The organism is Tahibacter harae (assembly GCF_024437735.1).
Classification (GTDB): domain Bacteria; phylum Pseudomonadota; class Gammaproteobacteria; order Xanthomonadales; family Rhodanobacteraceae; genus Tahibacter; species Tahibacter harae.
The window spans coordinates 1-13,486 of the sequence record NZ_JANFQO010000031.1; the positions used below are offsets into that span (position 1 = coordinate 1).

Annotated in this window: 8 protein-coding genes; 5 read left to right on the plus strand and 3 right to left on the minus strand. The window is 64.0% G+C overall.

Features of this window, described 5'->3' with window-relative positions:
• Positions 1 to 505: 505 nt before the first annotated feature.
• Both NM961_RS22255 and NM961_RS22260 read right to left on the minus strand, forming a co-directional pair.
• Positions 506 to 1,537: an isoaspartyl peptidase/L-asparaginase family protein gene (locus tag NM961_RS22255; protein WP_255916636.1), complete on the minus strand. Its 1,032-nt coding sequence runs from the start codon at positions 1,535 to 1,537 to the stop codon at positions 506 to 508.
• Between the two features lie 38 nt (positions 1,538 to 1,575).
• Complete coding sequence (locus NM961_RS22260) at positions 1,576 to 2,613, minus strand: cyanophycinase (protein ID WP_255916637.1); 1,038 nt, start codon at positions 2,611 to 2,613, stop codon at positions 1,576 to 1,578.
• A 238-nt stretch (positions 2,614 to 2,851) separates the two neighbouring features.
• Here NM961_RS22260 and NM961_RS22265 point away from each other — a divergent pair, with 238 nt between their 5' ends.
• The 4 genes from NM961_RS22265 (at position 2,852) to NM961_RS22280 (ending at position 9,586) form a co-directional block, all read left to right on the plus strand.
• Positions 2,852 to 3,421: an RNA polymerase sigma factor gene (locus NM961_RS22265; protein WP_255916638.1), complete on the plus strand. Its 570-nt coding sequence runs from the start codon at positions 2,852 to 2,854 to the stop codon at positions 3,419 to 3,421.
• Between the two features lie 11 nt (positions 3,422 to 3,432).
• The gene (locus NM961_RS22270) at positions 3,433 to 4,500 is read left to right on the plus strand and encodes a FecR family protein (RefSeq protein ID WP_255916639.1); all 1,068 of its coding nucleotides are present in this window, start codon (positions 3,433 to 3,435) and stop codon (positions 4,498 to 4,500) included.
• Positions 4,501 to 4,756: 256 nt separating this feature from the next.
• Positions 4,757 to 7,801 (plus strand): TonB-dependent receptor, encoded by a 3,045-nt coding sequence (locus tag NM961_RS22275; protein WP_255916640.1) that lies wholly within the window; start codon positions 4,757 to 4,759, stop codon positions 7,799 to 7,801.
• Positions 7,802 to 8,104: 303 nt separating this feature from the next.
• On the plus strand, positions 8,105 to 9,586 hold the full coding sequence (locus NM961_RS22280; RefSeq protein ID WP_255916641.1) for a TolB family protein: 1,482 nt from the start codon (positions 8,105 to 8,107) through the stop codon (positions 9,584 to 9,586).
• Between the two features lie 1,626 nt (positions 9,587 to 11,212).
• Here NM961_RS22280 and NM961_RS22285 read toward each other — a convergent pair.
• Positions 11,213 to 12,064, minus strand: coding sequence for a hypothetical protein (locus NM961_RS22285; protein ID WP_255916642.1), 852 nt, complete (start codon positions 12,062 to 12,064; stop codon positions 11,213 to 11,215).
• Between the two features lie 302 nt (positions 12,065 to 12,366).
• On the opposite strand from NM961_RS22285, the gene NM961_RS22290 reads away from it, so the two are divergent.
• Positions 12,367 to 13,485 (plus strand): ParA family protein, encoded by a 1,119-nt coding sequence (locus tag NM961_RS22290; RefSeq protein ID WP_255916643.1) that lies wholly within the window; start codon positions 12,367 to 12,369, stop codon positions 13,483 to 13,485.
• The last annotated feature ends 1 nt before the right edge of the window (position 13,486 follow it).

The following is a 13,486-nucleotide window of genomic DNA, read 5'->3' on the forward strand; positions in this document are numbered from 1 at the left end:
TGGCCTGCATGCGAAAGCTATTGATCATTCTCAATGCGCGTGTGCGCGACGAGCTATCTGCGCTGGCGGCCGTCTAAACGCTTGTTTCGGCGTGAGGGGCAAGACAGTTGCTCTCCCCCAAGCGCGCTCGCGCGCTTGGGGGACAGGGTTGGGTGAGGGGGCAACGCATCGGCCGCGACGGCTTCCGGTTTTCGCCGGCGCTTCGCGCGTTGAAGATTCCGTCGAAAATCCAAACGGATGGGCGCGTTGACCGCCGCCCCCTCACCCCAGCCCTCTCCCCCAAGCCAGCTTGGGGGAGAGGGAGTTTCCCGCGGGATTCTGCGCTTGCGCCGGCGTAGCCGCCGCTTGCGAATTCAGAACCCGATCCAGCGTCCAGACCCGACACGGACGCCTTAGAAACCCGAAACCTGGCCCGACATCCACACCGGAACGCGACAAGCGCTTGAATCACGAATCCGGAATCACGGTCTCACGGCATTTCCAGTTTGCATCCTTGTAGACGGTCTCACGGCATCTCCAGCTTGTCATCCTTGTAGATCGCCACATGCGGCACGCCGTCCGCGCCGATCCAGCCGCGGAACATGCCTTCGGTGTTGAACGGCAGGGCGAAGCGTCCATCGGCGGTGAGGGCGATGGCGCCGCCGTCGCCGCCAGCCTTGGGGATTTCCTGGTTGATGACGGCTTCGGCGGCCTCTTTGACGCTCTGGCCGGCGTACTGCACGCGGGCGCAGATGTCGTGGGCGGCGACGGCGCGGATGTAGAACTCGCCCCAGCCGGTGCCGGAGACGGCGCAGCGCGCGTTGGCATAGGTGCCGGCGCCGATGATGGGGGAATCGCCGACGCGGCCGTAGCGCTTGTTGGTCATGCCGCCGGTGGAAGTGCCTGCGGCGAGCCGGCCCTTGGCGTCCAGCGCGACGGCGCCGACCGTGCCGAAGTGCTTGGCCGTCTCCACGTCCGTATGCGCCTTCTTGTCGGCTTCCTCCTTCAGCGCCTTCTGCAGCTGTTCCCAGCGCTTCTCGGTGCGGAAATACGACGGATCGACCAGGGTCACGCCCACGCTCTTGGCGAATTCCTCGGCGCCGTCGCCGGTCATCATGACGTGGACGGATTTCTCCATCACCGCGCGGGCCAGCAGGATGGGATTCTTGACCCGGTGCACCCCGGCGATGGCGCCGGCGCGCTGGGTGGCGCCGTCCATCACCGCGGCATCGAGTTCGTTCTTGCCGTCATGAGTGAACACCGCGCCGCGGCCGGCGTTGAACATGGGCGCGTCTTCCAGCACGGTGATCGCCGCAGCGACCGCGTCCAGCGCCGGCTTGCCGGCGCTGAGCTGGGCATGGCCGGCGCGCAGGGCTTCTTCCATCGCCGTGCGCGCGGCCTTGTCGTCTTCCGGCGTCATGCCGGCGCGCACCACGCCCGCGCCGCCGTGGATGACCAGCACGGTCTTCGCCGCGGGCGCGGCGGGTTCGGCCGCGCCGGCCAGCGTGGCGGCGGCCAGCAGCGGAGCCGCGACGATGCCGCAAAGTGTATTTTTCATGATCCAGGCTCCGATGGTGAGGTTGCGGTGGCGGGTTTTCAGGGCTTGGCGGCCGCGCTGTCGCGCCGCACGAGGCGCCCGGCTTCCACGTCGTACAGGGCGCTGAAGGCCGGGCGCTCCACGCGGAAGTCTTTCATATGCAGCAAGCTGCCGGTACCCAGGCCGGTGACGGGCACGTTGCGGAAGGTCAGCGGCTGGCCCGGTGCGTACACCTGGGCCTGGCCGCGCGGCTGGAACAGCCAGGCGTAGCCGCCGTTGCCGCTGAACACCCGCGCGGTGCCGTCGCCGTCCACGCACAATGCGGTGTATTCGTCGATGCCCAGGCCGACGAGGTCGCTGCGGCTGTGCTCCCTGGCCAGGCGCGCGAGCATCGCGATCAGCCGTCCCTGGCGCTCGCGCTTGTCGAAATGGCTGTCGGTGATGACCCGGCGCAGCGGCACGAAGTGGAGGAAATCCTCGACCAGGGTCAGCTGCGGGCCGGTCGGGTCCTTCAGTGCATCGGCCGAGACCAGGCTGCCGCCGTCCATGGCGCCGTAGGAGTATTCGCCGAGTATGGCCAGCCCGGCGCTGGTGCCGCCCAGCGGCTTGCCCTTGCGCACGTGTTCGTCGAGCAGGCGGTTCAGCGGCGTGCCCTGCCAGAATCGCACATAGTTGGACTGGTCGCCGCCGGCCAGGAAGATGCCGTCGGCCTTGGCCACGATGTCGAGCACGGCCGGATCGCTGGCCGCGCGGCGGTCGCTGAAGACGATGGTCTGCGCCGCGGTGATGCCGCCGATGTCGTTGAAAAATTCATTCTGCGCTTCAACCGTGCCGGAGGCGCGCAGGATCACGATGCGGCCGTTGCCGGCGCGCTGGATCAGCCAGCGGAAGGCGTCGTACGGCCAGTCGCCGCCGCCGACCAGCATCAGCCCCGGCGCGGTCTTGCCCGGCGCGGCCTTGGCCACGTCGCCGATCTCGAAATACTGATAGCCCTCGCGCGCAGCCGGCGCGGGCGCATCGGCCAGCGCAGCGCCCGATCCGATCAAACCCACGCACAGCAGCGCGCTGTGCAGAAAACCCATCAACGACGAACGCATCCGCTACTCCTCCGGTTGGAGCCCGGCTCCAGGAAAGGTACGCCCGGCGCGCGCGGCGGCCGGCGTCGTATCGCCGCGCCTGGCGCGGGCCCGCCCGGAAATGGCGGCCTGCCGTAGGGTCCGGCTGCGGCGTTGGTCCGAAGCCCCTGTAGACGAACGAGCGGCGGCTATCCCTACGGCGCGCCGACCATGCCTATAGACCCATGCGGCCGGCCCGGCTTGGGGTATTGTCGGCGGCATGGATACCACCCTGGACGCCTGGTTCGTCAGCGAAATCCTGGTCCACGAAGCCGCGCTGGTGCAGTACCTGCGCCGCTGCTGGACGCAGCCCGACGAGATCGTCGATCTGCGCCAGGAGGTCTATGTGCGCGTCTACGAGGCCGCCGCCAAGGCGCGTCCGCAGCAGCCCAAGTCCTTCCTGTTCGCCAGTGCCCGCCACCTGATGACCGACCGGCTGCGCCGCAGCCGCGTGGTTTCGATCGAACCGGCGGGTGATTTCGAGTCCTTGAACGTCTTGGTAGACGAGGTTTCGCCGGAACGCCGCTTCGGCGCCCGGCAGATCCTGCGGCGCCTGGCGGCCGCGTTCGACCGGCTGCCCGGCCGCTGCCGCGAAATCGTCTGGCTGCGCCGGGTGGAGGAATTGCCGCAGAAAGAGGTGGCCCTGCGCCTGGGCATCAGCGAGAAGGCAGTGGAAAAGCAGATCGCCAGGGGCATGCGGCTCCTGGCCGAGTATTACCACGGCGACGATGCGGCGCCGTCCGCGCCCCGGCGCGGCGAGACCGCCCGCGCCGCGGAACCGGCGGATTGAAGGAAGCAGGCATGGAAGGTAGCGGGCAAATCGAGCGCAGGGCGGCCGACTGGCTGGCCCGCCGCGACGGCGGCGAATGGTCGCCGGAGGACGCGGCTGCGCTGCAGACCTGGCTGGCGGCGTCGACCGCGCACCGGGTCGCCTTCCTGCGTCTGGAAGCCGCCTGGAATCAGGCCGGCCGGCTCAAGGCGCTGGGCGCCGGCGTCGCCAGCGGCGTGCTGCCGGCGCGCAATCAATGGGCCTGGGCACCGTTTCCGTCCCGCGCCGCCGCGCCGGCACAGGAACCGGAAGAAGAACCTGCCGCGCCCGTGCCCGGCCAGCGCACCCGCCACGGTGCGACCCGCGCGCGCTGGCCGGCCGCCGCCGCGGCCGTGCTGCTGGCGGCCGCTTCGCTATGGGGCTGGCGCCAGTACGAACAGGTGGAGCCCGAGTCCTACCGCACGGGCGTGGGCGACCTGCGCACACTCGCCCTGAGCGACGGCTCGGCCGCTACGCTGAGCAGCGACAGCGCGCTGCAGGTGCGCATGTCGCGGCACGGGCGGCAGCTGGAGCTTGACCGCGGCGAAGCCTATTTCGACGTGGCCAAGGACGCGGCGCGGCCCTTCGCCGTGCGCGCCGGCGAGCACCGCGTCGTCGCCGTGGGCACGCGCTTCGCCGTACGCCGCGACGGCGACGATGTGCGCGTCGTGGTCACCGAAGGCACGGTGCGGCTGGAATCCGATCCGGTCGACGGCCGCAGCCAGCCGGTCAGCCTGCTGCCCGCCGGCAGCATCGCCGTGGCCAACCGCAACGGCGTGCTGGTGCGCAACGGCGCGGTCGCCGATGCGGAGCGCCAGATCGACTGGCGCCGCGGCTACGTGGTGTTCCTGGATACGCCGCTGGCCACCGCGGCGGCCGAATTCAACCGTTACACCACGCGGCCCATCGTGCTCGCCGACGCCGCCGCGGCGCAGCTGCGCATCGGCGGCAGTTTCCGCTGGTCCAACAGCGAAGTCTTCGTCAGCCTGCTGGAACAGGCGCTGCCGGTACGCGCCGAGCGCGAGAACGACCGCATCGTGCTGCGCAGCCGCGAGCAGTAACCAGGAAGATCCGGGCAGGCGTCCGCAGCGCCGCGCTTGCGCGCGCGCATGTCGTCCCGTCGGATGCCTGCTGCGCAAGCGCCTGGCGAGGTTCTGACCCAAGTTCGCCCCGGAACCCGGTTCCACACTCCGACGTATCCAGCGGCCGTCCGGGCGGCGCGCTGAAAACGGCGGCGGGATTTCGTCGCCTCGTTCGTCTTGACCCCGCGGGCGCGGGTGCGCCCATAGCCTCCGGGGGAATCCGATGCAGCGTGGCATGCGTGTGTTGTTGCTGACTTTGGCCTGTAGCGCTGCGCTCGCAGCCCAGGCGCAGACGGGCGGCGTGGAGAAGATAGACATTCCGCCCGGCGACCTGGTCACCGCGCTGGATGCGCTGGCGCGCCAGTCCGGCGCCCAGTTCGTGTATTCCGCCGACGAACTCAAGGGCCTGCGCACCCAGGGCGCCCAGGGCAGCATGAGCGCCGACGCCGCGCTGGAACGCCTGCTGCGCGGCAGCGGCCACAGCGTGCGGCGCGATGCCTCCGGCGCCATGGTCATCGTCAAGGATCCCGCACCGCCGCCGCCGCGCAGCGAAGCCGATGCGCCGGCCGCGGCCGAGCGCCCGGTGGTGGAACTGGAAAGCGTGCAGGTCACCGGTTCGCGCATACCGCGCGCGCAGATCGAGGGTCCGGCGCCGGTCAGCGTGATCACCGCCGAGGAGATCAAGGCCAGCGGCTTCACCAGCGTACCCGACGTACTGCGCGCGATGACCCAGAACGGCGGCGAGACGCAGAGCCAGCAATCGGCCAGCGGCGCGGACTTCTCGCCCGGCGCGCAGCAGGTGGACCTGCGCGGGCTCGGCCCCAACCACACCCTGGTCCTGGTCAACGGCCGCCGCATCGCCGACTTTCCGATGCCGTTCAAGGGCCGCAGCAACTTCACCGACATCTCGAACATTCCGCTGGGCATGGTTGAGCGCATCGAGATCCTGACCGGCAGCGCCTCGGCCATCTACGGCTCGGACGCGATCTCCGGCGTGGTCAATTTCATCCTCAAGGACAAGGCCGACGGCACCACGGTCGACCTGCGCCTGGGCGACACCACGCGCGGCGGCGGCGAGTCGTATCACCTGAACCTCTCCAGCGGTTTCAGCAGCGACAATTTCAACGCGATCTACGGCGTGGAACTGCTGTCGCAGCGGCCGCTGTGGGCCTACGAACGCAAGATCCAGGATTCGACACGGGACGCGCCCACCGCACGCACCCGCGTCGCCCGCCGCGCCTTCCTGCGCACCAACTGGTATGACGAATACCTCGATCCCGGCGCCGACACCTGCGCCGCGCTGGGCGGCCTCAACGACGGCACCACCTATCACGCCTCGCGCCCGGGCTGGGGCGTGGACGGCGAACCAGGCTATTACTGCGGCAGCGACAATTCCATCGGCTACGGCACCATCATCAGCAAGCGCAAAGGCGCCAACGGCTACGCCTCGCTGGGCTACCGCTTCGACAACGACATGCAGTGGTTCGCCGACGTGCAGGCCGGCTACCACGAACTGGAAATGTTCCGCGACGTGAGCCAGTGGAGCTACATGGCTCCCGACGGCAACGAGGAAGGCTATTTCTACAACCAGGCCACCGAGCAGGTGGAATACTGGCAGCGCCAGTTCTCGCCCGAGGAAATGGGCGGCCTGAATCGCGGCATGATCAAGAACCAGCAGAAGACCTTCAGCCTCACCACCGGCCTCAAGGGCCAGTTTGGCGAGGCCTGGTCCTGGGAAACAGCGCTGAGCCATTCGCAGTACCAGTCCGAAATCAGCTGGCCGCAGATCGTGGCCGAGCGCGCCAACAACCTGTTCCTGGGCCCGCAGCTCGGCGTCGATGAAGACGGCTTCCCGATTTTCAACGCCGACCCGGCGCGCCTGTACCGACCGCTGAGCCGCGCCGAATACGATTCCATTGCCGCGCGCACCACGTACCACCCGCGCTCGCGCACCGACACACTGTCGTTCACGCTGACCAATACCGAACTGTTCTCCCTGCCCGCCGGCGATGCCGGCTTCGCCGCGACCGTGGAAGCGGGCGACCAGTCCTACGATCTCAACCCGGACCCGCTGGCCACGCAGTACTACTACTACAGCTGGCGCGACTCCGACGGCAGCGGCAGCCGCAACCGCTGGGCCACCGCGGCCGAGCTGCGCCTGCCGCTGCTGGAATCCCTCAGCCTGAGCACCGCCGCGCGCTACGACCAGTACCGCTACGACGGCCACTCGGTGGACAAGCCGACCTGGAGCACCGGCCTGGAATGGCGCCCGCTGGATTCGCTGCTGGTGCGCGGCTCCTACGGCACCGCGTTCCGCGCGCCGGACCTGCACTACGTATTCTCCGGCGAAGGCAACCTGGAATCCTCCGGCGTGGACTACTACCGCTGCCGCACCGAGGAACCCGACAGCGACATCAGCGACTGCTCCTACGGCGACGAAGGCGTCATCGTCACCCGCGCCGGCAACCGCCGCCTCAAGCCCGAGACCAGCAAGGCCTATACCGTGGGCTTCGTCTGGTCGCCGCTGGAAAGCCTGGATTTCTCGCTGGACTATTTCAACATCGACATGCGCAACCAGGTGCAGGACCTGCGCATCGACGGCGTACTGCAGGACGAAGCCAGCTGCCGCATCGGCCGCCGCGTCGACGGCACCGCGGTCGACCCCAACTCGCCCACCTGCCTGGACGCCTACGCCCGCGTGCGCCGCTCCAACGACGGCAGCCTGTACGGCGTCTTCGTCAACCCGATCAACATTGCGCGCGAACGCACCAGCGGCATCGACTTCAGCACGCACTACAAGCTGGACACCGCCATCGGCCTGTTCCGCCTCAGCGGCAACTACACCTGGGTGGACAAGCACGAAAGCCAGCAGTACAGCGGCGACCTCACCGAAGACCAGTTCGCCGTCAACAGCGGCTTCGACATCCCGCGCACCAAGGCCAGCGCCAGCGTCACCTGGGAACGCAAGCAGTGGAGCGCCACCCTGCACGGCGAACGCCTGGGCCGCCTGCCCAATTCGGATTCCTACAGCCAGTCCTACGACCCGGAAGACGGCGGCAGCCCGTGGATAGGCGCCACCTACCGCTACAACGCCTCGGTGCAATACCGCTTCACCGACCACGCCCAGCTGTCCCTGTCCGTCACCAACCTGTTCAACAAGATGCCGCCCAAGGACCCGACCGCCACCGGCTATCCGTACTACGACATCTCCTGGTTCGACGCGGTCGGACGGCAGGTGTATCTGCAGTACACGATGAAGTTTGGGGGGAAGGCGCTCTAAGCGCCCCGAGGTAACGCCGAGCAGCCGGTTTTCCGCGGAAAGCCGGCTGTCTGCGCAAAACCGGCATTCATTGCGTCCCACTCTGCGCAGAGCCGTATCGTGATACGGACCTGCGCCACGAACGCCGGCATTGCGCCGGCGTTGCATTTCACTCGCCAGTATCAGTTGGGCCTGGGAGCCTGCTTTTCATCGCCGACCCGGCTTCGCCAACATACCAACCGCACGTCGTCCGGCGTCAGCTTGGCCTCGCTGTAAGTTAACCTGTCCTCATTGCGACAGCAGACATAATCTTTATAGACGGTCTTGAATAAGTCACCGCGACTAGCACTGCTACTTCCTGCGCTACTGGCCTCAACGGCAGCGCAGGCGCTGAGCGCGACTGCGCCGCAGTTGGCCAGTCGAGCCCCACACGGCGACCCCACGTATGGCCCTTGCGGCTTTCCCAAACTTTCCAGCAATGGTCAGTTTATCGCGTTCAGTTGCGCTTCCGACGACCTGCTAGCCGGCGACACCAACGAGCGCTATGACGTCTTTTTGCTCAACCGGCGAACCAGCGTACTGCAGCGCGTCAGCCTTAACGCGGCCAATACCGAACAGAGAAATCATGCCGATGTGGGCTTCCCATCGACTGATGGCAGCCAGGTCGTATTTCTGGGCCAAGGCATGTTTCATCCGGATGTAAGAGGTGATGAAAATCCCAACGGTGATGCGACGGTCGCGAATGTTTTCCTCAGGAACCTCACGGTGCCCAGTACTGAGATGCTGAGTCGCGGCGCCGATGGCGGGGGCAATCCCGGAGGGCGCACTGCGCTGCTTCAGGCTGCAAACCTTCGCCGGCAAGAGGTACTGTTTTCGAGTAGCGGCAATTTTCTCGCCAGTGCCCCACAGATCCTGAATGATGCACAGCTGTTTGCACGCAGCTGGCGAACTGGCCAGATTGAACTGATTTCCGCGCGCCCGGATGGACAGATCAGTCAGCGGAGCGCCGGCAACGCCAGTTGGTCGGGTGACGGCCGCTTTGTGGTGTTCCAGAGCAATGCCGCCGACCTGACGCACGATAACCCGCTGGAGCATCGACAGCTGTTTTTGCGCGACCGGTTGGCAGGTACTACGCAGCGGCTTACACGGCCCTGGAACGGCGGCGAGTTTCCTACCGGTTCAATCTTCTACGGCAAACCCTCACTCAGCCATGATGGCAGGTACATCGTGTTCATGGCAGGGCTGGTAGATGGCATTACACCTGATGATAATCCTGGCGTAAGCGATATCTATCTGTTTGACCGGCACACTCGGACAACACAGCTAGTCACACGTAGCCGTGACAATGTTGCCTCCGATGGCTGGGCGTACTCCCCGGATATCAGCAACGATGGCCGCGTTGTTGCCTATTTCTCGCGCGCCACCAATATGCTTCCGGGCATATCGAGCACACCGGCCGTCTATGTCGAGGATCGTCTTACCGGTGAATTGATCGCCGTCTCCTCTACGCTGGCGCCACCGTTCGGCAACTTCGTTCCTCAGATTGACCTGTCGGAAGATGGCCGCAAACTGGCCTTCAGCTGGCAAGCCGACGACACAGCGGACCCGTCGCTCCGTCGCAGGTACCTGATCTATGTCGTGGATCTTAATGGCCTGGAGCCGCCGGCTTCTAGGGCAGCAGCTGTTCCAAGCACTTCGCCCAGAGCCTTGCTTGTTATTGCCAGCCTGCTGGCTGCTGTTTCCCTCTGCGTATTGGCTGAACGCCGTCGCGGCGGCCGATTGGCCCGACGCCAATCTGACGGGTAGAGTGCGCGCACCGACTGGCTAAAGAGGCCAGGGTAGCTAGGAAATCAGTCGATGCGACGGCCAGAGCAAAGCTCGCCGCTCCGCACACCCCACCCGCACGGCATCCGACGTCAGCTTGGCCTCGCTGTAGGTTAACCTGACCCTGTTGGTTGCATCACGGCGTAGGCGTGAATCGCAACGGCGAAGCACCCGCCCAACAGATGCAGCCGTTCGCGAATCCAGTTTTCCGGTGCTCGAAATCGAGCCGGTCAACTCGTCGTTTCTCATGGAAATGCGCAGCGGACATACCGCTGGACGCAGCAATGGCGTCCTTCAGCGCCTTCCGGCGAGACGATTTGAGCGCGTGAGCGAGCCATGGGGCCAGCATGGCTGACCTGCAGGCCGGCAGCGACAGAAAGGCCGCGGGAAGCTATCGGAAAATTCTGGAGTATGGGTGTCCAGATGCTGCTCGAAAGCTTCGTGGCTAGCGCCTTAGCTTTCAGGAGCCAGAACCTCTCGGGGCTGGCCTGAGCTGGGCGAGCTTTCGAGAAGCACTTTCTATTCGAGCGGTCTTGGCATCCTTGACTGCCTTCGGTGAATGCTGATCGTCGAGAACCGCCCGCTTGGCATAGTGGAGCGCTTCGGCGATTACTTCGATCTCATCTTCTGTCAAGCCAATCATGAGGGAACCTCCGTAGACTGCCCCCGGCTCACGAAGCCGATCCGGCCGGGCTGTCGCTGAATAGTATAGGCGTGGCGCGGGCGAAGCTTTCCGGTCGCATCCCGAGACGCGCCAGGCGCCCCCCCGCGTCTGCCGGCATGCGGCCATGCATGGCTGACTTGCAGGCCGGCAGCGACGGAAAGTTCACGGGAAAGCTGTCGGAAAATTCTGGTGGGTGTCCCAGATGCTTGTGGAAAATTCTGGAGTGTGGGAGTCCCAGAAGATGCGTCACTTAGCAAAGGAGAATAGCAACCCACTCGAGCGGCCCATACCCGGGCGAAATGGGGCGATCCTCAACGGGCCGCTGGCGGCCACGATATCGCCCCACACTGCCATTCACGAGAAATCACAAGATCTCTCGCCACCCTCACCGCAATCGAGAAAATTTCTAGCAGCTGCAGCTGCATTTTTTTCATTCGCACCGAACATCTGAGCGATACAAATCGGTGATAGGATCAAACAGCCGAAAAGCTAAGAAAGGTCTGAACAAGCCTCGAAAGTTGCCTGTCTAAAGGGTCTGCCGACCTGACGAAGGCAATGAAATCGACGCGGAACTCGAAAACAGCCTTGCACAGGCCGCAAACAGCGGCCTTGGTGCCGCATTAGGCGGCCTTCAGACGCAACTCTCCCGTCATCGCCAATAGCCGCTTGCGCGCCATCCACAGGTTCGACAGAAGCAAATCTCTGGGACACCCACCGCAAATCTCTGGGACACCCACAGTCCTGAGCGGTTTGAATGCTTTCCGCGCATTTCCTGTCACCGTAGACCTGAAACTCAGCGCCAGAACAGAACAGCCCGGGCGCAGCATCGAGACGCCACAAAATGTGGCATCAAACTCTCGTGTCCGACAAGCGTCGAAGACAACCTATCAAAGACTTCTACTCCGGCGGAACGCCGGATTGCCTTGCTAAATAGCCGCACCAGCCTAGCTCAGCCGCCAAGCCAGCCGGATGCCCTGCAACCAACGCTGGCCTATTCGCGCGGCGAGGTCAATCAAATCCTGGGCGCCGCCTGCGGCGCGTGCCCAGCCGCCGCGGTAGCTGCTTACTCGCATCGCCCACCGCCGGGCATCCCTGTCGATGACAGCGAGGATTGCAGGAGCGCCTTCAGCGATCCTGCCACGCTTGCCGGGCGCCAGCGCTCTGCCAGTCCAGTCAAGGATCTGCAGATAGTCGGCTGTACTGATGGACAAAGAGGCCGGCAATGTTCCCGCAACGGGACGCAGGAGTTCGGCCGGCGGCAATCCATGACGCACCAGATCAATCCGTTCGCTGGCGCTGGTATGTGCGGTTGCATCCAGCGTGTCCACGACACCGGCACGGATGGGGTTCAGATCAACATAGGCCATGGCGGCGAGCACAGCCCGTTCGTCACAGAGGAGCTGGCATCGGAAACGGCCCTCCCAGAAGCGTCCCGTACAGTGGTCTTCTCGATTGGCACGTCGCGCAATCGGCTCGGCCAGGCACCGCATGAACCAGGACAAGCTGCCTAACCGGGTACGTACCAAGGCGAGCCGCCCGGGATCGGCGAGCAGTGCCTGCCGCTTCAGTGCTCTTGCACTGTCCGAATCCTCGCGTGGCGGAAACAACCGGATCCAGTGCGACGCCGTTTCCTCGTCACTCCACGCCGCCGAAACAGTGGCATTGAACTGCAGGACAATGTGCAGATGATTGCTCATCACGGCGTAGGCGTGAATCGCAACGGCAAAGCACTCGCCTAGCAGATGCAGCCGTTCGCGAACCCAGTTTTTCCGGTGCTCGAAATCGCGCCCTGTCAACGCGTCGCTTCCGCATAGAAATGCGCGGCGGACACACCGCTGGACGCAGTGATAGCATCCTTCAGCACCTTCCGGCGAAACGATTTGAGCACGTGGGCGAGCCATGGAGCCAGCATGGCTGACTCTCAGGCCGGCAGCGACAGAAATTCCGCGGGAAAGCCGTCGGAGAATTCTGGACTGTGGGTGTCCCAGACGCTGCTCTCTCACGACTTATCCATTGACCGCCGCCTAGTGATGAAGTCAACTAGGAGCTGCTGATCGTCCGACTATAGGACATTCAAGATGCTCTACAGGAGAGTCCGATGTCCGTAAATATCATTAGTGTATTCAATAACAAAGGTGGCGTTGGCAAGACTACACTTACCTTTCACCTTGCTCACGCCCTAGCAGCACTGGGAAAAAAGGTTCTCCTTGTCGACCTGGACCCGCAGTGCAATTTAACAATTTACAGCAAACCCGTAGAGGAAATTCAAGATCTATGGGACGCTGAAGTTTCATACATTGACGAACCTGGCTACGGAGAAACACGAAAAAGAGTATCGTTGCGTGACTTTAATGCACTTTGCTCAAAACCCCGCACCATCCATTTCTTACTAAAACCGACAGAAGAGGGTACGGGCGAACTTGATACGCTCCCCCCACCTTATAGATTATCAAACAATCTCGACCTCATTCCCGGGCGATTGACGCTCCACATGTATGAGGAGATGGTCGCGAGGCGATGGAGCGAGGCCTTCGTTGGGCAGCCGCTTGCTATACGCACCCTAAGCGAGATTCGCCGCCTCATCTCTGCTTATGCAGATCAGCATGGCTATGAGTTCGCCATTGTGGATACTTCTCCGAGCCTTGGCCCGCTCAACAAGGTCATCCTGAGTACCGTTGACGCCTTTCTGATCCCCTGCGCACCTGACCTTTTCAGCCTCTACGGCATACGCAATATTGGCAACTCCCTAAGCCGCTGGCGCACAGAGTTGAAAACACTGTACAGCCTCATAGCCCCCAGCCGGAGACCAAATCTCCCGACAAATTTTGTTCGCTTTTTGGGCTATACAATTTACAACGCAAAACTTCGCACAGGGTCCTCAAAATGGGACATGGCAATAGCGCACTATAACTATGCGAAGCAGATACCTGACGTCATTTCCGACCACATTCCCGACGAACTAAGCGCAGGCATTGCGAAGAAGAAACTAAAGCTCCCGATTGGCGGTACTGCTGTGATGCATTCTCACAACACCTATCCCACGCATGCGCAGAAGTACCATACCCCGATGTGGGCTCTTCCAAGTCACCCAAGACTTGAAGCAGAAGACCAGCCCACCATCAGAGGAAACACTCCTAGATATAAGCAAACTAAAGCAGCCTACGAGGCGTTCGCAATTGATATGCTCGATCGCCTTGAACTATCAGAAGGAGGCTGAG

What these genes read in the sequence shown, in the direction of transcription:
- NM961_RS22255 (WP_255916636.1), bottom strand. Translation starts at nt 1,537, where the DNA reads ATGAAAAATACACTTTGCGGCATCGTCGCGGCTCCGCTGCTGGCCGCC.
- NM961_RS22275 (WP_255916640.1), top strand. Translation starts at nt 4,757, where the DNA reads ATGCGTGTGTTGTTGCTGACTTTGGCCTGTAGCGCTGCGCTCGCAGCC.
- NM961_RS22270 (WP_255916639.1), top strand. Translation starts at nt 3,433, where the DNA reads ATGGAAGGTAGCGGGCAAATCGAGCGCAGGGCGGCCGACTGGCTGGCC.
- NM961_RS22265 (WP_255916638.1), top strand. Translation starts at nt 2,852, where the DNA reads ATGGATACCACCCTGGACGCCTGGTTCGTCAGCGAAATCCTGGTCCAC.
- NM961_RS22260 (WP_255916637.1), bottom strand. Translation starts at nt 2,613, where the DNA reads ATGCGTTCGTCGTTGATGGGTTTTCTGCACAGCGCGCTGCTGTGCGTG.
- NM961_RS22290 (WP_255916643.1), top strand. Translation starts at nt 12,367, where the DNA reads ATGTCCGTAAATATCATTAGTGTATTCAATAACAAAGGTGGCGTTGGC.